General features: G+C 35.8%; 16 protein-coding genes and 1 pseudogene. 16 read left to right on the top strand and 1 reads right to left on the bottom strand.

Annotated elements, in window-relative coordinates; all coding sequences use genetic code 11:
* Positions 1-185 precede the first annotated feature (185 nt).
* The 4 genes from NP781_RS17305 to NP781_RS17290 are packed head-to-tail and all read left to right on the top strand — an operon-like array spanning position 186 to position 6,696.
* Positions 186-1,058 carry a response regulator gene (locus tag NP781_RS17305; protein WP_257520431.1) on the top strand — a complete coding sequence of 291 codons (873 nt, stop codon included), beginning with the start codon at positions 186-188 and terminating at the stop codon, positions 1,056-1,058.
* Positions 1,055-2,098, top strand: coding sequence for a HEAT repeat domain-containing protein (locus NP781_RS17300; protein ID WP_257520430.1), 1,044 nt, complete (start codon positions 1,055-1,057; stop codon positions 2,096-2,098). Before NP781_RS17305 ends, NP781_RS17300 begins: the two co-directional genes overlap by 4 nt.
* A complete protein-coding gene (locus NP781_RS17295; protein WP_257520428.1) occupies positions 2,099-3,520 on the top strand; it encodes a glycosyltransferase family 2 protein in 1,422 nt (473 codons plus the stop codon).
* The gene (locus tag NP781_RS17290) at positions 3,517-6,696 is read left to right on the top strand and encodes a hypothetical protein (protein WP_257520427.1); all 3,180 of its coding nucleotides are present in this window, start codon (positions 3,517-3,519) and stop codon (positions 6,694-6,696) included. The genes NP781_RS17295 and NP781_RS17290 overlap by 4 nt, the downstream gene beginning before the upstream one ends.
* Positions 6,697-6,734: 38 nt before the next feature.
* Here the strand turns inward: NP781_RS17290 and NP781_RS17285 are convergent, their stop codons facing one another.
* Positions 6,735-7,637, bottom strand: coding sequence for a glutamate biosynthesis transcriptional regulator GltC (locus tag NP781_RS17285; protein ID WP_004228242.1), 903 nt, complete (start codon positions 7,635-7,637; stop codon positions 6,735-6,737).
* A 155-nt stretch (positions 7,638-7,792) separates the two neighbouring features.
* Between NP781_RS17285 and NP781_RS17280 the strand changes: the two genes are divergently transcribed.
* From NP781_RS17280 to NP781_RS17225, 12 genes and pseudogenes are all read left to right on the top strand, one after another.
* The gene (locus tag NP781_RS17280; protein WP_257520426.1) at positions 7,793-8,956 is read left to right on the top strand and encodes a hypothetical protein; all 1,164 of its coding nucleotides are present in this window, start codon (positions 7,793-7,795) and stop codon (positions 8,954-8,956) included.
* 5 nt (positions 8,957-8,961) lie between these two features.
* Positions 8,962-10,737, top strand: coding sequence for a histidine kinase (locus NP781_RS17275; RefSeq protein WP_257520425.1), 1,776 nt, complete (start codon positions 8,962-8,964; stop codon positions 10,735-10,737).
* Positions 10,709-11,473: a response regulator gene (locus NP781_RS17270; RefSeq protein ID WP_221681266.1), complete on the top strand. Its 765-nt coding sequence runs from the start codon at positions 10,709-10,711 to the stop codon at positions 11,471-11,473. The genes NP781_RS17275 and NP781_RS17270 overlap by 29 nt, the downstream gene beginning before the upstream one ends.
* Positions 11,474-11,950: 477 nt before the next feature.
* On the top strand, positions 11,951-12,730 hold the full coding sequence (sufC, locus tag NP781_RS17265) for a Fe-S cluster assembly ATPase SufC (protein ID WP_004228249.1): 780 nt from the start codon (positions 11,951-11,953) through the stop codon (positions 12,728-12,730).
* Between the two features lie 18 nt (positions 12,731-12,748).
* Positions 12,749-14,056, top strand: a complete 1,308-nt coding sequence (gene sufD, locus NP781_RS17260) for a Fe-S cluster assembly protein SufD (protein WP_221681267.1) — start codon at positions 12,749-12,751, stop codon at positions 14,054-14,056.
* Entirely contained in the window at positions 14,056-15,285 is a 1,230-nt protein-coding gene (locus NP781_RS17255) for a cysteine desulfurase (protein WP_048394396.1), read from the top strand. The genes sufD and NP781_RS17255 overlap by 1 nt, the downstream gene beginning before the upstream one ends.
* Complete coding sequence (sufU, locus tag NP781_RS17250) at positions 15,275-15,700, top strand: Fe-S cluster assembly sulfur transfer protein SufU (RefSeq protein WP_221681269.1); 426 nt, start codon at positions 15,275-15,277, stop codon at positions 15,698-15,700. Before NP781_RS17255 ends, sufU begins: the two co-directional genes overlap by 11 nt.
* 99 nt (positions 15,701-15,799) lie before the next feature.
* Entirely contained in the window at positions 15,800-17,197 is a 1,398-nt protein-coding gene (gene sufB / locus NP781_RS17245; RefSeq protein ID WP_016993620.1) for a Fe-S cluster assembly protein SufB, read from the top strand.
* A 295-nt stretch (positions 17,198-17,492) separates the two neighbouring features.
* Positions 17,493-18,110, top strand: a pseudogene (locus NP781_RS17240) (ABC transporter substrate-binding protein); the annotation flags it as partial.
* A gap of 181 nt (positions 18,111-18,291) precedes the next feature.
* Positions 18,292-19,149, top strand: a complete 858-nt coding sequence (locus NP781_RS17235) for a DUF72 domain-containing protein (RefSeq protein ID WP_004228255.1) — start codon at positions 18,292-18,294, stop codon at positions 19,147-19,149.
* Complete coding sequence (locus NP781_RS17230; protein ID WP_004228257.1) at positions 19,149-19,973, top strand: sulfite exporter TauE/SafE family protein; 825 nt, start codon at positions 19,149-19,151, stop codon at positions 19,971-19,973. Before NP781_RS17235 ends, NP781_RS17230 begins: the two co-directional genes overlap by 1 nt.
* A 20-nt stretch (positions 19,974-19,993) precedes the next feature.
* On the top strand, positions 19,994-21,361 hold the full coding sequence (locus NP781_RS17225) for a bifunctional metallophosphatase/5'-nucleotidase (RefSeq protein ID WP_257520424.1): 1,368 nt from the start codon (positions 19,994-19,996) through the stop codon (positions 21,359-21,361).
* Positions 21,362-21,387 lie beyond the last annotated feature (26 nt).

The raw sequence follows: 21,387 nt of genomic DNA, 5'->3' as shown, positions 1-21,387 counted from the left end.
TAAGTTTAACGACTTATGTACTCTTTTTTATTTGTAGTTAAATTGATGAGAAACTATGTATTTTTTATGACGTCTATTTATGTTTAGATATTGTTTAGTCACATTTATTACTATAGTAATGTTGTTAATCTACGAAATAAATGATAGAAAGTAATAATAAGAAAAAACTAGATGGAGTGATTCTAATGAATGATATAAAATTCACCCATGACATCATGCAAGAACATGAAGTAGAACGTTACTTTAAAATATGGCGAGAAAGTGTTATTAGATCACGCCTTACCATAACAGCAGTCTTTTTAAAAACAGCTAATTCTACACCACTAAATGAAAATGTGAATGATCAAGTTACCTCGTTTTTACAATCAAAAATACGCAAGACAGACTTGCTTTTTCAATTAGCCGATGGGGATCATTGGGGCATCTTCTTTTTACAAAGTAGTGATGTAGAAGCTAGGGCGTTTTTAAAACGAATATTTGCCATCTTAAAAGCAGAACGGAAGTTCCAACAGATTACATTAAAGGCCTCTATAACAGAAATAAGAAATAATAACGTTATTTTTGAAGAGCTGTTAAATAAAAATAAACAGATGTTATCAAGGGATGAGCAATTGATATGGAGTATAGCAGAGGTTAAGGATTACTGTGAGCAACCAACTGAATTAGTGAAAGTTAGTATTATTGAGCAAAACGCAATTTTTAGACAAGTATTAGAGTCAACGCTTAATCAAATAAATATCCCTTATTTTTCTTTAGATGTGAAGGTTTATGAGGATGGCTATAGCTTTTTGCAATCGGATGATTATAAATCAGGGCATATGCATCTAATTCTTATGAATGATATTTTACCTCTAAAAAATGGTCTAGAAATATTGCATATCTTAAGACATATGCCCAATGAAAAGAAATTTATTATTTATATGATGTCAGAACGCAATTCTGAAGGGGCAGCGCTTAATGCTTATGAAGGCGGTGTTGATGAATATATTGTCAAACCTTTTAATTTACGTTTGCTAGAAGCCAAAATTAAAAGAACGTTTGCGAGGTTTTGGCTATGATCAAGCTGACTATTTCGACGCTTTTTGCAATAATTTCCTTCTTATTAGTTGTGCTCTTTATCTTTTTAATGTATTTACTTGTTCAGCGACAGCGTGAAAGCTATTTTGAAAAAGTTCGTGACCGTTATTTACAAAATTATTCTCAACTTTGGTATGATTACTTATTCAATAACGCATTATTTAGTATCGTATTGGTACCTCGAGGAAGTGCCCAAGTAGAAGCTATTGAAAAAATTTTTTCATCCTATTTAAAGAATATAAGGAATGAACAGGTGGAACTAAAAATTAAACAATTCTCCAATCAATATTTAAAAGCATTCTACGAAAAAGATTTATCAAGTAGACGATGGAGTATTCGAATGAATGCCCTCTATCGAATTGCAGACTTACAAATAGATGAATTGCTAACGAAGTGCCAAGAATTCGAAAAAAATAACATTACAGATGAAGAACATTTCCAGTTATTAAAAATCTACTCCCTTTTCCAACCAGATTTATTTATGGAGAAAATAAAAAATTCCAATGTAAATTACGCTGAAAGTGAATATAGAAGACTATTTGTATTATTAGATGATAATGTATTCATTCGATTTATCCGTGATTTTAATAGTTTGTCGGCCAATATGCAATTTGCTGTTATTGATACTGCTGCTGTAAAAAGAAAGATGGAGTATCTGGATGAATTAAAAAAATTATTAGATCATGATACACCGGAAATTAACATCAGAGCATTAAAAGGGCTTTATGAAATTGGTATTATTGATGAGATTGATCCCTTTATACCTTTTGTGACTTCAGAAATGTGGGAATCCAGGTTAATGGTTGCTAAAATTTTTAAGCATGTACCGCTAACTTACACTTATAGTTATTTAGAGCAGCTTCTTCAAGATGAGAATTGGTGGGTACGTTCCCAAGCGGCAAAAACGATTGTAGAAGATCGACAAGGTGTAGCCAAATTACAGCAATTCATTGAATCCTCAAATGACCAATATGCAATTGAAATGGCTCAGGAAATTGCAGCAAGAAAAGAGGGGAAATAAATGAAAATAATTGACTATTGCATGATGTTTTTTGGGGGCATCATTTTATTTTATATGCTGTTCGTTATCGTGTCATATTGTACAATGTTCATCATTGCTATGATGGATTTAAGAAAACGCTATCGTCTCGATCTATCAGAGTATGATGATGCACATATCGATGCCTTTTATTCAAAACCCGTGTCGTTACTTGTTCCTGCTTATAATGAAGAAGTAGGGGTTGTAGATACAGTTTATTCATTATTGAATTTACGTTATCCTCAAACTGAAATTATCATTATTAACGATGGGTCTACAGATCAAACCCTTCAAACGGTCATCGAACATTTTCAAATGAAGCCAATCAATAAAATTGTCCGAACTAACATCCCTACAAAAGACATTAAGCAAATATATGAATCTGAAATCTATAAAAATTGTATTTTAGTTGATAAAGAAAATGGTGGTAAGGCTGATGCGCTAAATGTGGGTATTAATGTCTCTCAATATCCGTATTTTTGCTCTATTGATGGGGACTCCATTTTAGATGAAAAATCCTTACTGCGGGTGATGAAGCCTATCATTTTATCTGATGGTGAGGTCATTGCAGCAGGAGGGAATATTCGTATTGCAAATGGTGCAAAGATGCAGTTTGGCTCTATTTATGAAACTCAATTACCTAGCAATTATTTAGTAATCATGCAAGTAATCGAATATTTGCGGGCATTTTTAATGGGGAGAATAGCTTTAAGTAAATTCAATTTAGTCCTTATTATTTCAGGAGCATTTAGTGTTTTCTCTAAAAAATGGGCTGTTGAAGCAGGTGGATATTCAACCAATATTATTGGCGAAGATATGGAACTTGTAGTGAATATTCATCGACTTATAAAAGAAAAAAAGGAAAATAAACGTATTGAATTTGTACCTGACCCAGTTTGCTGGACGGAAGCACCTCAAACATTAGGGGTACTGCGCAATCAACGAAGAAGGTGGCATCAAGGGTTATTTGAAAGTCTATGGAAGCATAAAAAAATGACCTTGAATCCTAGATATGGCATGATTGGATTTCTTTCGTTCCCGTATTTTTGGTTAGTAGAATGTCTAGGGCCTCTTGTCGAGTTAGGTGGGTATATTTATATTGTCATAGCCTTTTTCTTAGGGAAAATTTATTATGAGGTTGCTCTTATGTTGCTATTACTATTTGTGATTTATGGTGTTATTTTTTCAATAGCGGCAGTATTGTTTGAATCATGGAGTATGAATACGTATCCGAAAAAACGAGAGTTGTTCCGCATGATTCTTTTAGCGTTTACAGAAATATTTTGGTATCGTCCACTAACATTATTCTGGCGCTGTGAGGGATTAGTTCGTTTTGTCTTAAGAAAAAGTGACTGGGGTAATATGAAACGTGTCGGCATTGCTGAAAAGGAGAAAAGTGTATGAAACGAGTCTATATAGGGGTTATGGTCGTTCTAGTCCTCATTATAATCCCTATTGCATGGTGGTACTTAGAAGATGAAAAACAGCTTAATGTGGCCATTATAGATAAAACGGTTCCGAATGAATCTTACCGAGAGCACTTAGGGGTGAATTGGTTTTTAAACCATTATAAATATAGATTAAATAATGAACCTTATGACGTAGAACGCGATTACTATGGTACGGTTCCAAATGATGAAACTAAAAGTGTTGTTGAAAAGAATTTGCCAAATGATTATAGTGACTATGATGTCATTTATTTGGCAGATACGTACGGAGTTTATAAAGATGATTTACAACAAGCAAAACGTTTAGGTGAGCGTTCTGAAAAAATTGTTGGAGGACTTGAACAAAAAGAATGGCAGGCAATCGTCGAACGCTTAGCCAGCAAAAAAAAGAGCATGTTAATTGCTGAGTATAACACGTTTGCTTCACCAACATCAGGGGAAGTTCGTAAAGAATTACAGGATTATTTAGGAATCACATGGTCTGGCTGGATTGGGCGTTATTTCGATGAGCTTGATTATCATAAAAACTTAGAAATACCGCAATGGGTTATCGATGAACATGGCGATAATTGGTCATATAAAGGTGGCGGCTTTTTACTATTTAACGAAATAACTGAGGAGCTCCTTGTTCTAGAAATGGACAGGCATGTTAAATCTGAAGGCATTCAAGTGCAGTTTACTAAAAATGGGGAAAAATTCTTTCATTCATCTGCAAGGGCGCAATACGATTATTGGTTTGATATTATTACACCTAAATATGCTGAAGATGCTCTTGCAAATTATAAATGGGATTTAACAAAAAAAGGAACAGAGCTGTTAAAGGCTAATGGCATTCCAGAACAATTTGCAGCAATTGTAGGTCAAGATAAGCGCTACACATCTAGTTATTATTTTGCCGGAGATTTTAATGATATCGCACGGGTACCGAATATTTATAAAATAAAAGGGTTACCTACAATCTATAAATATGCTGAGAAGTATGCGGACAGTTCGTTTTATTGGTCCATTTACATCCCAGTAATGCATAAAATATTTGATTCATTTGAGCACAAAGAGGTTCAGGAAACAGTAAATTATGAAAAGTTAAACTATAATGCAAGGATCCAGGGACAATCTTTTGAAGTGCTAAGAGATGGCAAATGGGAACCAATCGTATTTAAGGGTGTCAATATCGGAATGGGGAAACCTGGCGCCTTTCCTGGAGAAGCAGCAATTACAGAAGAGGAATATTATCGATGGTTTAAACAAATAGCAGAAATGAATGCCAATACGATACGAGTCTATACATTACATCCACCTGGCTTTTATAGAGCACTTGCTAAATATAATGAAGAACATTCAACTAACCCATTATATGTTTTACATGGGGTTTGGATTAATGAAGAAGGTTTAGCAAATTCATTGGACGCCTATGATAAAGAAACGTTAAAAGATTTTCAATTAGAAATGAAACGAATGGTAGATGTCATTCATGGAAACATCTATGTGGAGCCTCGACCAGGACATGCATCTGGCTTGTATGATGTAGACGTATCAAAATATGTTATAGGATGGGTACTAGGAATTGAATGGTATCCACACATGGTTGCTGGAACGAATGAAAAACATGCAAATATTGGTCAGTACAATGGTACTTTTTTTGAAACCAAGAATGCCTCTCCATTTGAGCATTGGCTAGCAGAACAAATGGATGTTGTGTCAGTTTATGAAAAGATAAAATATAACTGGCTACGTCCAATGAGTTTCACGAACTGGGTCACAACTGACATTCTTGAACATCCGTCAGAGCCATCTGAGGAAGAAGATTTAGTAGGGGTCAATCCAAATGTTATTTATACGAAAGGAGAGATGACTGAGCCGGGACAATTTGCTTCCTATCATGTGTATCCTTACTACCCTGACTTCTTTAATTTCGATAAAGATTATTTAAATTATGTCGATTTCCGAGGGAACAAAAATAGCTATGCAGGTTATTTAAATGAGCTCCATGAAGCTCATACTATGCCTGTTCTTATTGCGGAATTTGGTATACCAGCATCACGTGGGAAAACACATGATAATGTATATGGTTGGAATCAGGGGCAAATGTCAGAACAAGCACAGGGAGAAACACTTCAACATTTATTTGAGGATATTATGCATGAAGGGCTCATGGGAGGACTTGTTTTTACATGGCAAGATGAGTGGTTTAAACGAACGTGGAATACGATGGATTATGATGATCCGAATCGTCGACCATTTTGGTCCAATGCTCAAACAAATGAGCAACAGTTTGGTTTATTAAGCTTTGATAGACTGAAGGTAAAAGTAGATGGAGAGACAACGGAATGGACAGGTAAACAGTTATATGATACTGCACCAAACAATCCAACAGATTTTGCAGTAGACTATGATGAGCGCTATTTGTACATTAAATTAAAAAGTGAGGAGTTAGCCAATACCTCCCCTCGCATTTTATTAGATGTTGTACCAGATCAAGGAAATACGTCTGCTACATCAATAAAAAATATGAAGTTTTCAAATGGTGTTGATTTTATAGTTGAGCTCAATAAAAATGGTCAATCTAGAGTTGTTATTGATGAATACTACGATTTCTATGATTATTTATATGGCCACCGTTTAAATTTAGTTGCTCCCCGAATGGCTAATGCTATTGAAAATAGTGGAAAGTTCTCCCCTATTTATTATGTGTTAAATAAGAAACTATTTTTACCGGAGCAAAATAGAACGACTGATTTTAGTATCTACGAAACTGGGAAATTACTTCAAGGAAATGCTAATCCAGAAGCAAAAGATTATGATTCTTTAGTTGATTATACTTGGACCGATGACAATGTTATCGAACTTCGCATCCCTTGGCTATTGATTCAAGCTAAAGATCCGAGTCAGCGTGAGTTTATAGGTAACCTGTATAAAGATGGCGATAAAGCGGCCGTTAAAGTAGACAATATTTATATAGGTGCTTTATTTGTAGATAAAGAGAACAACGTTGTTCAATCTATGCCAGCAGCTACTAATGGTATTTTACCACCACTGTCTGCTTATACATGGGAAACATGGCAAGTTCCAAAATATGAAGAGCGATTAAAACAATCCTATTATATTTTACAAAAATTATTTAAATCATATTAAAGGAGCTAAGGGTTGATTCTTCTACCCTTAGCTCTTTTTTATTGAAATTGGGATAGGCGAGAAAAGAAGTTTTTCACAAAGTCTAAAAATATAGCTTCTGAAGGTGCGATTTCTCGATTAACTGGTGAAATAATACCAACTGTTCTAGGTATTGTTGGAGATTCGATAGGGACCTTAATGGTAAAGCGAGCTGCTGAATCATAAAGAGAGCTCTCTGGTAATAGACTAACACCTATGCCAGCTGCGACTAAGCCCTTTAGTGCATCCAAATCTTCTCCCTCTGAAATGACATTTGGTAAAAAGCCTGCAGCTCGACAAGCATCCATTGCTACCTTATGCAAAATGTAACCATCTGGAAATAATACAAATAGATCATTTCTCAACTCTGCAAGCTGTATGCTTTCTCTTTTAGCTAATGGATGATTGGCTGGTAAAAGAGCAGCAATATTTTCAGTAAACAGAATGGTTGATTGGATGGATTCGTCCTTCGGGGGCAGGGGTCCCAAAAAGGCGAGGTTCAACTCCCGATTTTTGACTGCATCAATCAAAAATCGATAAGACCCTTGACGTAGTTGAAATTGTAAATCAGGATATTCGCGTTTAAAGGCAGAAATAACGGTTGGCAGAACATAGCTAGCTAAACTTGTTGGAAAGCCGATTTTAATTGAGCCCTTTGCAGGATCAAGATATTCTTCTATTTGCTTTGCTGCAAAATCGATGGCCTTTAATGCCGTAATGGTATGTTCAAGAAATGTCTTCCCTATTGGTGTTAATTTGACATTTCGTCCCACTCGTTCAAATAACGGGGTGCCTAACTCATCTTCAAGATTTGCGATTTGCCGACTAATGGCAGATTGGGCTACATGAAGATGCTCAGCTGCCTCTGAAATATGCTCACGTTCAGCAACCTCTACAAAATAGCGTAATTGACGTAACTCCACTAACATTTCACCTCTATTAATCTAAAAATAAGATTGATTATACCTTAATTATATATTATTTAAGATGAAAAATGACTGTTCATGTCAAAATAAAAATTATAAGCTGTTAGATATTTGAGAGTTTGCTATTGTAAGATGAGGAGGAGGTGGGATTCATGATAAAAAAAAGTTTAAGTTGGTTATTTATTTTAGTAGCCATCACGATGCTAACTTATTTAATTTTTAACGATCAAGATACAAGCAATACTAAGTTACAGGCAGTGGATGGTCAATTAGATTTATCGGAAATAACAAAAGAGGAAGAGATTGTAGCATTGTCTGGAGAATGGCGTTTTATAGGCAATAAATTTCTTGAACCTGCTAATTTTCCTGATCATGCTCCCATTGAAAAGGTTCCTGGACCATGGCAGGCCGATGCAGAGTATGGTACTTATCAACTTAAAATTAAGCTACCACCTCATTTCAAAAAAATAGGTATTCGGGTACGAAATATTTGGTCATCTCATCGACTTTTTATAAATAATGAGATCGCTGCCTCCTATGGTAAACTTGCTACTGCTCGAGAAGCATCAGAACCAAGTAATCCTGTTTATGAAGTGTATTTTTCACCTTCTTCAGATTCGGTGATCCTAACAATACAAGTTGCAGATTTTTATAATGCAAGGCATGGCATTATATTTCCTATAGATATTGGAGATGCGGATGCTCTAGCAAAAGATGTCATTCAAGATGTGTACTTAGAAAAAACAACGATTATCATGTTATTAATATTTTCAATCTTTCATTTTAGTTTGTATTTATTAAGAATAAGAGACAAAGCGTTTTTTTATAGTGCAATGTATTTTTTTACGTTGGCAATTTTGGTATGTACAAGAGGCGAACGAACTCTTTATAGAGAGTTTCCTACTATAGAATTTGAATTTTATTTTCGTTTGCAAGATTTTATAACGTATATAAATGCAGTGATGCTATTCCTGTTCTTTGCCTATACGGTAACAGCTATGATGAAGCGTAGGACAGCTTTATTATTTGTGTCACCACTACTATTATATGGTGTTGGAACACTGCTTTTACCAGCAAGATCCTTATCAGAGCTACAATATATATTTTTTACCTATATAAATTTCCTAGCATTTTTTATAATAGGACGATTATTGTATTTGATCATGACGAAAAGTGCTCATGTTCCGAAAAATGAACTGATAATATTAAGTGCCACAATTATATCTCTATTAATTTTTAGCATAAGTGGAACCTTTGATCAGCTTTTTTCTCTGGACGAAATGTTTTTAATCGTATTGGTCTGCTATTCTTTGTAGTATGTATGAATATTTATTTGGCAATGCGACTAATTAATCGAACAAGAGACGCTGAATTATATAGTCAACGTCTAGAAAAGGCGACAATCGGTAAGGATTCCTTTTTAGAAGTGACAACAAATGAATTAGAACAACCTCTTTATCATGCATTAAATATAATAAAATCCTTATCCAATCAATCTATGACGGATAAGCAACAACTACTAGAACAACAATTAGAACGCTTATTATATCTAGTAAATGACTTAAAAGATTTTACTAGAATAAGATTTCAGGATTTCAAAATAGATGTACATCCAGTTAATATGCAAATGATTATTCAGCATGTACTAACTATGCACGAAAAGAAAATAAAAAAAACGCATATTCGTTTATACAAGCACATGAATCCGAAATTATTAGTTCAAGCTGATGAGCAGCGTGTAGGACAAATCTTATACAGGGTACTTGAAACAGCTATTGCTCACGCTGGGAATGGGGATGTGATCCTAACTGTTTTACATCTTAATACAGACGTAAGGCTCTTGGTAGAAGGAGCTGGCCCTGAGCCTATACAGCAAAAAGCAGCAGATGAGACAGGACAGTCGATAGGGAAAGCCATCATTGAGCAGATGGGTGGTACATATTCGATAGATTTATTACAAAATGGCATTCGATTTATCATCACCTTGCCATTTGGGGGCTACGAGCAAGTGCTAAAAGACAATGAGAAGTTTATCATTACGAATGATCAGCCACTGTTCAATGAAAATTTGCCAAGATTACTCATAGTTGAGGATGATGTCATTCATGCAGAGGTTTTACAAACATTACTACAAGGCCAATATGCGATAGAGGTAGTGCATTGTCCTGAGGAGGCACTCAGCATTATTCAGCAAAAAAGACCTGATTTTTTATTAATAGATGAAGTGATGCCTGGAATGGGGGGCATTGCCCTAACCAAATATATACGTCAGTATTATAGCTATATAGATTTACCGATTATTATGTTAGTAGCTAATGAATATCCAACGAATATTTCACTTATCCTGGAATCAGGGGCCAATGATTATATCCGTAAGCCAGCTACAAAAGAAATGTTACTTTCGCGTTTATCGGCTATAGCATTAACGAAAGAGGCTATGGGCAAAGCGATACAGCATGAAATGGCTTTTCTACAGGCACAAATCAATCCTCATTTTTTATACAATGCACTCAGCAGTATTATTTCATTTTGTTATACAGACGGGGAGCGAGCAGGGCATTTATTAACGATGCTTTCTACCTATTTACGTTATATATTAGAATCAGGTAAGGATGGACAACGCGCAACGTTAGAGAAAGAGCTTGAAATTATACATGCCTATGTAGAGATTGAACAAGCACGCTTTGGTGATAAGTTAACGGTTATTTTGACAGTAGAAGAGACATTAGATGTTGCCAAGGTAGAAATTCCAAGTTTACTGATACAGCCTTTGGTTGAAAATGCAATTCGTCATGGGATTTTTGAAAAGGATGGAAATGGGACAGTCTTTATTGAAATTAAAAGGCGGCAAAATAATCTTAGCATTCAAGTGAGAGATGATGGCGTTGGTATGACTGAGGAACAGGTAAAAGCTTTAAACAATGGAGAAAATATATTTTCAAATGGCATCGGATTTACTAATGTTCTACGTCGAGTAAAAGAAATGCCGAGTGCTACTCTTTCTATTACTTCTAAAAAAGATGAAGGTACAACAATGATATTTATACAACCTTTAAAGGAGCTTCAACATGTGGAAAATTATTATGGTAGAGGATGAACAGCCAATTTTAGATTTGCACAAGCTATTACTTGAAAAAGAGGGACTTTTTCAAGTTATTGCCACCTTTACATCACCTTTAGAAGCAATAACTCAAATTTTGTCCATTAAGGGTGAATATGATGCGCTAATTTTAGATATAGAAATGCCTAAGATGAATGGATTAGAGCTTGCGGCTATTTTAGTAGAAGAAGGCATTGATGTCCCTATTATTTTTTCAACAGCCTATGCAAAATATGCTGTTGATGCTTTTCGAGTACAAGCATTAGATTATGTATTAAAGCCCATGACACCAAGTATTGTACTACAAGTAAATGAAAGACTTACAAAATATTATGGGCGTCAAACACAGCGAAACACTACGAAGTTGGTAGTTAGTTTAAAAGGTGAGGTTGGAACAAGGATACATGACAAAGCTATTAAATGGCGAACAAAGGTTATGGAGGAGCTATTTTATTATTTATTAGTCCATGAAGGCATCGTAGTATCGAAGTATCGTATTTTAGATGATATTTGGCCTAATATAGATGAGAAAAAAGCGTTAGCTAATCTTTATAATACGATTTACCGTCTACGTCAGCTTTTTATAGAGCTAGGTTTACCTATTCAAATAGAACGCGTGAATGAGGGCTATGAGCTGAAGACAAATGATGCAATTGTTATCACTTCTACCTCAGAGTCAGATGCTTTTTTACTGGAATCAAAAGGATATTTATGGGCATATCATCTAAATTAATGGAGAAATGGCAGAAATGTTGGATACAATCTACGTTTCTGTCTTTTCATTTACCTAAATTTACTTTTTTGAGGATACAATCCATTAATTTTTATAGCAAAATTTCTTTCTTCCAATATGAACTTAAATTGATTCCATCTTAATGAAATAGGTTATAGTATAGATATGTTGTTTATGCTAATTTGTCACAAAACCTCTACAATTAGCACTTTTCTCGAGGTTTTCACTATGTAGCTAGATGAAATCAATTCTCAATTAGCGATATTTTATTGAAAATGAAGAAAGTCTATTCTCATTGTTTAGGTGAAGTAGTAATAATCTGAAAATGCTTACAAAGTCTTTATTTTTAAAGATTTTATTTAAGGAATAGGAAAGTAATTGAAATGGTTTGCATAGAGAACGATTTTCAGTTAAGATTAGAATGATGATAATTAAGGAATGGTTGACCCATTCACTGAACACTATGGAGGTATTTTCATGTCAACTTTAGTTATTAAAGATCTTCACGTTGCTATCGACGGAAAAGAGATTTTAAAAGGCGTAAATCTAACAATTAATACAAACGAAATTCACGCAATTATGGGACCAAACGGAACTGGTAAATCAACACTAGCTTCTGCTATTATGGGTCATCCAAAATATGAAGTAACTTCAGGTACTGTTGAGCTTGATGGCGAAGATGTACTTGAGATGGAAGTAGACGAGCGTGCTCAAGCTGGTTTATTCCTAGCTATGCAATATCCTTCTGAAATTGCTGGTGTTACAAATGCTGATTTCCTACGTTCAGCAATTAACGCGCGTCGTGAAGAAGGCGATGAAATTTCATTAATGAAATTTATCCGCGAATTAGATAAAAACATGGAATTCCTTGAAATGAACGAAGATATGGCACAACGTTATTTAAATGAAGGTTTCTCTGGCGGTGAGAAAAAACGTAATGAAATTCTTCAATTAATGATGATTAAACCAACGATCGCTATTTTAGACGAAATTGACTCTGGTCTTGATATTGATGCTCTTAAAGTAGTATCTAAAGGAATCAACGCAATGCGCGGTGAAGGCTTTGGCTGCTTAATGATTACACACTATCAACGTCTTCTTAACTACATTACACCAGACCATGTACACGTAATGATGCAAGGACGTGTTGTGAAATCAGGTGGTGCAGAGCTTGCACAACGCTTAGAAGCAGAAGGTTATGACTGGATTAAAAAAGAATTAGGAATCGAAGAAGAAACAGAAGAACAAGAAGCATAAGAAGGAGGACGAACTAGCATGACAGTGGAACTTAACTTGCCTGTAACAGTACAGGACGTGCGCTCGTTCTCAGAAGCAAATGGTGAACCTACTTGGTTTACAGAACTTCGCGCGGCAGCACTAGACAAAGTAACTGGTTTAGATTTGCCAAAACCAGATAGAACGAATATTACAAAATGGGATTTCATGAACTTCCCAGCGTTGGCAGTTCATAGTGAGGCATTCCCTTCATTGGATGCTCTACCTGAAGAAGCAAAAGGTTTAATTGACCTTGAAGCACAAGAAAACCTATATATTCAACGTAATAATACACCAGCATATATTAAGGCATCACAAGAACTTGCTGATAAAGGTGTTATTTTTACTGATATTTTCACAGCAGTTCGTGAACATGGCGAACTTGTACAAAAATACTTTATGACAGAAGCTGTTAAAGTAGATGAGCATAAGTTAACAGCACTTCATACAGCACTTGTTAATGGTGGAGTGTTTGTATACGTACCAAAAAACGTGATCATTGAGCAACCACTTCAAGTTGTTTTCCTTAATGACAATGCGGAAGCTTCATTATATAACCATGTTTTAGTAGTAGCAGAAGCGAATTCAGCAGTAACATATGTGGAAACTTATGTTTCAACAGTTGAAGAGGCAAAAGGGCAAGCAAATATTATTGCGGAAGTCGTTGTTCAAGATAATGCACAGGTGACATATGGTGCAGTAGATGTCCTTGCAAAAGGCTTTACGACTTATGTAAATCGTCGTGCACGTTTAGCACGTGACGCAAAAGTAGATTGGGCTCTTGGTTTAATGAATGACTCAGATACAATCTCAGAAAATATTACTCATCTAATTGGTGACGGTTCTCATGCAGATACAAAAACAGTAGTTGTTGGTCGTGGAGAACAAAAACTTAACTTCACTACAGAGGTTCGTCACTGGGGTAAAAACTCAAACGGGCATATCTTAAAACATGGTGTCATGAAAGATGCAGCTCAATCTATCTTTAATGGTATTGGCTATATCGAGCATGGTGCAACAAAAGCAGATGCACAGCAAGAATCACGTGTACTAATGCTGTCAGAAAAAGCCCGTGGGGATGCAAACCCAATTTTATTAATTGACGAAGATGATGTAACAGCAGGACACGCAGCATCTGTTGGTCGAGTAGATCCATTACAGCTTTACTATTTAATGAGCCGTGGTATCTCGAAAACAGAAGCAGAGCGCCTTGTTATCCATGGATTCCTTGCGCCAGTTGTTACGCAATTACCAATTGAAGGCGTTCAAAAGCAACTGACGGAGGTTATTGAAAGGAAAGTTCGCTAATGATGAATAAAGACATTAAAAGCTATTTCCCAATTTTAAATCAGGATGTAAATGGTCATAGACTTGTATATCTTGATAGTGCAGCGACGTCTCAGAAGCCTGTTCAAGTGATTGAAGCCATTAAAGCTTATTATGAATTTGATAATTCCAATGTTCACCGTGGGGTGCATACACTAGGAAACCGTGCAACAGATAAATATGAAGGTGCTCGTGAAAAGGTTCGTAAGTTTATTAATGCACAATCAACACAGGAAATTATTTTTACGCGTGGTACAACAACCGCTTTAAATACAGTTGCGACAAGTTATGGACGTGCAAATGTTGTCGAGGGTGATGAAATAGTCATTACTCATATGGAGCATCATTCCAATATTATTCCTTGGCAACAATTAGCCAAAGAAAAAAATGCAACTTTAAAATACATTGAGCTTGAAGCTGACGGCACTCTTAGCCTAGAGAAAGTACGTGCGACAGTCACACCTAAAACTAAAATTGTTTCGGTGTCTATGGCATCAAACGTACTTGGAACAATAAATCCAATTAAAGAAATTGCTCAAATTGCACATGCTAATGGTGCTGTCATGGTAGCCGATGGTGCACAAGCTGCGCCACATATGAAAATTGATGTGCAAGATTTGGATGTAGATTTCTTAGGTTTCTCAGGGCATAAAATGTGCGGACCAACTGGAATAGGTGTACTATATGGTAAAAAGGAACACCTTGAAAAGATGGAGCCAATTGAATTTGGTGGCGAAATGATTGATTTTGTTGGGCTTTATGAGTCAACGTGGAAGGAATTACCGTGGAAATTTGAAGGTGGAACGCCTATTATTGCAGGTGCAATAGGTTTAGGAGCCGCTATAGATTTCTTAACTGATATCGGGTTAGATAACATTCTAGAGCATGAGCATAAGCTTGCAGGCTACGCAATGGATCAACTTGAGACAATTGACGGTTTGAAAATTTTCGGCCCACGTGACCCTATGAAGCGTTGTGGATTAGTGACATTTAATCTAGATGATGTACATCCACATGATGTGGCAACGGTGCTTGATATGAACGGTATTGCTGTTCGTGCTGGACACCATTGTGCACAGCCACTAATGAAATGTCTTCAGCAAGTAGCGACAGCACGAGCAAGCTTCTATCTGTACAATACAGAGGAGGATATTGACCGTTTAGTTGCAGGGTTACGTTCTGCGAAGGAGTATTTTGGCGATGTCTTTTAATAATTTAGATCAACTATATCGTTCAGTCATTATGGATCACTATAAGAATCCTCGTAATAAAGGATCTTTAGAAGAGAATGCTGTAACGATCGATATGAACAATCCGACTTGTGGCGACCGTATTCACTTAACATTGAAAGTGACAGACGGTGTTGTAGAGGATGCAAAATTTGATGGTGAAGGCTGTTCTATTTCTATGTCCTCTGCATCAATGATGACACAGCTCATCAAAGGAAAGAAAGTAGAAGAAGCTATTGAGCTTTCTGATATTTTTTCTAAAATGATGATGGGTGAAGAGTACAGTGATAAATATGACCTTGAGGATGTTGAGGCACTGCAAGGTGTTTCACAATTCCCAGCACGAATTAAATGTGCAACATTGGCTTGGAAAGCAATGGAAAAAGGTGTGAAATAAATCTTACTTCCTTGTTCTTGAGTGAAAGCTACTATGGCTTCACTCAAAGCAAGGGATGATTATCTAGAAAAATACATCTCAATGAACGGAGGAGAAACGATGGCTAAAAAAATGCCTGATATCGGCGATTACAAATACGGTTTCCATGACAAGGACGTATCAATTTTCCGTTCAAAACGCGGTTTAACTGAAGAAATCGTCCGTGAAATTTCAAATATGAAACAAGAGCCAGAATGGATGCTAGAATACCGTTTAAAAGCTCTTGAAACATTTTATACAAAACCGATGCCACAATGGGGTGGCGATCTTGGAGATTTAGATTTTGATGAAATTACGTACTATGTAAAACCATCAGAAGCTACTCAAAAATCATGGGATGAAGTACCTGATGAAATCAAAGCAACTTTTGATAAATTAGGTATCCCAGAAGCAGAACAAAAATATCTTGCAGGTGTATCTGCACAATATGAGTCTGAGGTAGTTTATCACAACATGAAAAAAGACCTTGAAGATCTTGGTATTGTGTTCAAAGATACTGACTCTGCTCTACGTGAAAACGAAGATATTTTTAAACAATATTGGGGCAAAGTGATTCCTTACACAGACAATAAATTTGCTGCTTTAAACTCAGCAGTATGGTCAGGTGGATCATTTATTTATGTGCCACCAGGTGTTAAAGTAGAAACACCGTTACAAGCTTACTTCCGTATTAACTCAGAAAATATGGGTCAATTCGAACGTACACTTATTATTGTAGATGAAGGCGCTCACGTACACTATGTTGAAGGTTGTACAGCTCCTGTTTACACAACAAACTCTTTACACTCAGCAGTTGTAGAAATCGTTGTACGTAAAGATGCATATTGCCGTTATACAACAATTCAAAACTGGGCGAACAATGTTTACAATCTTGTAACGAAACGTACAGTTGTAGAAGAAAACGGTACAATGGAATGGATTGATGGTAACATCGGTTCTAAATTAACAATGAAATATCCAGCATGTATCCTAAAAGGTGAAGGTGCTCGTGGTATGACATTATCGATTGCATTAGCAGGTAAAGGACAACACCAACATGCTGGCGCAAAAATGATCCATATGGCACCGAACACATCTTCAACAATCGTTTCTAAATCGATTGCTAAACAAGGTGGTAAGGTAACGTATATGGGACAAGTTCGTTTCGGTCCTAAAGCAAGTGGTGCACGTGCTAACATCGAATGTGATACGCTGATTATGGATAATCAATCGACTTCTGATACAATTCCTTATAACGAGATCTTTAATGATAATGTATCTTTAGAGCACGAAGCAAAAGTTTCAAAAGTATCTGAAGAACAATTATTCTATTTAATGTCTCGCGGAATTTCCGAAGAAGAAGCAACAGAAATGATCGTAATGGGCTTCATCGAGCCATTCACAAAAGAACTACCAATGGAATACGCAGTAGAAATGAACCGTCTGATTAAATTTGAGATGGAAGGTTCTATCGGTTAATTTATTAGCCACCCCTAGTCACAACATACATTGTGACTAGGGGTTTTTTGTTTTGTGTTTTTACTTGAGAATGAAAGTGGATATTTATAATATATCGAAATAGTACTGGATTTTTTTAAGATTACATACTAAAATGATAATGAAAATCAATATCAATTAAAAAAGGGGTTGATAAATCTAGAAGATGTTCGGTACTTCAATAAAACCAGATGAGATAGTTAATGATCATAACAATCATCATTCAAAGGTGAATATGTAAATGAAAAAAAGTTTTTATTTATTAGCTACATAGCAATTAGAATTAAATCCAGATGTCATTTTAGGGTCGACAAAGTTCCCAGAAGAGGTGCAAAGTAAATTAGAGAAAATTGCCCCTACAATTTTGGTTTCACATATTTCGACGAACTGGGAATCTAATTTGAATTTACTAGCTGAACTAACTGGTAAGCAAGCAGCTGCTGAGAAGATATTATCTAGATATAAGGCTGATATTGAAGCTGCTAAATCCACGTTAACTGAAAAACTACAAGACCAAAAAGTGGCGGCTATTCGTATTCGTGGAGGACAAGCGTATGTTTATCCAAAAGAAGTATTTTTAAATGCTGTTCTTTATGGAGAGCTTGGTTTAGCAGTACCTGATGAAGTTGCTAAAGCTAAATCTCAAGAGGCCATTTCTGTTGAGCAACTTGCAGATATGAATCCTGATTATTTATTTGTGCAGTTTTCAACAGAAGAAAATGCGGATGCGCCGAATGCTTTAGAAGACTTTAAAAAGAATCCAATCATCCAAAACATTAATGCATTTAAAAATGACCAAGTATTTGTTAATGTATTAGATCCATTAATGGAAGGCGGCCCTGCATACAGCCGGATTAAGTTTTTAGAGGCGATTCAGCAAAATCTTGTGAAATAAATGTAGCCTGTTAAAGTAGCATGAGTTCAATGGAATATGGACGCATGCTTTTTCTTTTGCAAAATTAAGTAGATGCTCAATCTGCTATTAGTTTAGACAAAACAAGGTATATTTTTTACATGATGTTTATTTGTAGTGACATACTGTGTGCTATGATTATGTACATAGAGGAGGATGTCACATGATTGTAGTAGGATTAACTGGTTGGGGCGATCACCCTTCACTTTATAGTGGAGTGACTACTTCAAAGGATAAATTATTTGATTACACAGGTCATTTTTTAACGGTTGAAGTAGATACTTCTTTTTATGCTATACCAGCCAAAGAGCATGTTCGCAAATGGTGTGAGGATACACCTGAAAACTTCCGTTTTGTTGTGAAAGCTTACCAAGGCATGACGGGGCATTTACGTGGAGAGATTCCCTTTGAATCCAAAAATGATATGTTCAATGCATTTATTGAATGTGCCAATGAATTTAAACGTTATGGAAAGCTAGCCATGGTATTAGCACAATTTCCACCATGGTTTGATTGCCAAGGAAAAAATGTGCAATATTTATTGTATATCCGACAACAGTTAAAGGATTTTGAAGTAGCGATTGAGTTTCGAAATCAAACATGGTATGCAGAAAATGTTGTCAAGCAAACGATAGATTTCTTACGAGAACAACAATTTATCCATACGATTTGTGATGAACCACAGGCTGGTGTAGGATCTGTTCCTTTCTATCCTGTAGTGACTGCAAATAAAGCGTTGATTCGTCTCCATGGTCGCAATATACATGGATGGCGGAACACAGGAAATGCAGAAAATTGGCGTAAAGTTCGCTTCTTATATGATTATAATAAAGAAGAATTACAGCAGCTTGGGGATAGCATGAAAAAGCTTGAAACAGAGGTCAATGAACTCTTCGTTTTATTTAATAATAATTCAGGTAATCATGCAGCGAAAAACGCAAAGGAGCTACAAGGTATGTTGAATATTAACGATGTCGGGTTGGCACCTAAACAATTAAACATGTTTGAAGGGGAACTATAATGGAGTTTATTTTATTAGTCATCATTGCATTGCTAGCTGGTCTAATTGGCTCATTAGTTGGGCTAGGTGGTGGTGTAGTATTAGTACCAGCAACATTATACATCGGCTTAAATTTAGGAATGATCCCAGATATTACACCACAAAAAGTAGTCGGTTTATCAGTTGTGATGATGATTTTCACGGGACTTGCCTCCACACTAAGCTATATGAAATCTAAAACGGTGGATTATAAAAGTGGTTTTATATTCTTTATTGGAAGTATCCCTGGAACGATTCTTGGCGCATGGGTCAATAAAGGGTTAGATTTACCATCCTTCAATTTATATTTTGGTATTTTACTTATTATTTTATCGATTATTTTGCTTGTGCGTGACAAACTGAAGCCTGTAAAATGGTTTGTAAAAAATGGTATGCAGCAAGAATTTACTGACTCTGAGGGAAAAACCTATGTATATGGCTATCCCATTTGGTTTGCCATTACATTAACATTTGGTATTGGCTTTGCTTCCGGGTTATTTGGAATAGGTGGCGGCTCCATGATTGTGCCAGCAATGATTATTTTATTCTTATTCCCACCACATGTCGCTGTGGCAACATCGATGTTTATGGTATTTTTAACGTCCATCGTTAATTCCGCAAGCCATATTGCGTTAGGACATGTCCCTTGGCTCTATACAATCCCAGTGATCCCAGGTGCTTACTTGGGTGCAAAGCTAGGTGCTGCGTTAAATAAAAAAATTAAATCCGATACACTTGTACTAGCTTTAAGGATTATTCTATTATTATTAGGAATTCGATCTATTATAGAAGGCATATTAGCTTAATTTGAAGTGAGGTGGCTTTAATGCTTGAAAAGATCCATATTTTTCACACAAATGATTTGCATAGTCATTTTAAGTATTGGCCACGAATGCAAAGCTATGTGAAAGAGAAAAGAAATAATCTGGCGAATATCGGGGAAACAAGCTATTTGTTTGATGTTGGAGATCATTTAGATCGTTCCAACATTTATACAGAAGCAACAGTTGGGAAAGGCAATGTGCGATTGCTCAATGAAGCAGGTTACGATGTGGTGACAATCGGCAACAATGAAGGCATTACATTATCTCATGAAGAACTCTTTCACTTGTATGACAATGCTAATTTTGATGTTGTTGTGGCAAATGTATATGCCTCCCATGGGAAGAAGCCAGCATGGATGAAACCCTATGTAATATTAACAACAGCAACGGGTACGAAGCTGGGTGTCATTGCAGCCACGGCCATGTTTGAAGTATATTATGAAGAATTAAATTGGCATATGGACGACGCTCGTAGTACATTGCTACGTTTAGCGCATCAACTACGTGAAGAAGTAGACATTGTTGTATGCTTATCCCATTTAGGCATTACAGAGGATGAACTCTTAGCGGACGAGTGTCCAGAAATTGATGTTATATTCGGCTCTCATACGCATCATGTCCTACCAGAGGGCAAAGTGGTTAATGGGGTTTTACTGACAGGTGGAGGTAAGTTTGGCCAATATACTGGACATCTTATCATAGAATATGATAAAAAATTGAGGAAAATTGTTGAAAAAAAGGATACTTTAATTCATAATAAGGATTTGCCAATTGTTAAGAATGAACAAAACATGGTGCAGTTTTTGGAGGATGAGGGTAACAGAATTTTGGATACTCCAGTTTTTACAACAAAGAAAGCCTACAACAAGGAATGGTTCCATTATTCACAGCTATCTGATTTATTTGCACATGCAATTTTGGAGAAAAGTGGTGCCGACTGTGCATTATTCAATGCAGGGATATTTTTAGATGGTCTTCCTAAGGGAATAGTGACTGCCTTAGATTTGCACCGAATTTTCCCACATCCCATTAATTTATGTACAATTGAATTATCCGTTGCTGAAATGAAAGAAATTTATATGCAATCCAAAAATGAAGAATGGCCCTATATCGAACTAAAAGGATTAGGGTTTAGAGGCGTCATTTTTGGAAAAATATTGACATATGGATTTTCCATGAATGAAAATCGGCAATTATTAATTAATGGTAAGCTAGCCAATCAAAATCACATTTATAAACTGGTCACATTGGATCTGTTTACATTTGGTTATTTTTATCCAAGTTTTAAATATGCAAAAAAACAATATATTTTACCTGAATTTTTACGAAACATTATGATAGATTATGGTCAAAGATTCTTTAAACAATAGAGAGAGTTTAAAGAATGGAATGGGGA

This window comes from Lysinibacillus sp. FN11 (assembly GCF_024628845.1).
GTDB lineage: Bacteria > Bacillota > Bacilli > Bacillales_A > Planococcaceae > Lysinibacillus > Lysinibacillus capsici.
Note: the sequence above shows the minus strand (reverse complement) of the source record. Positions and strands in the feature narration are given on the sequence as shown.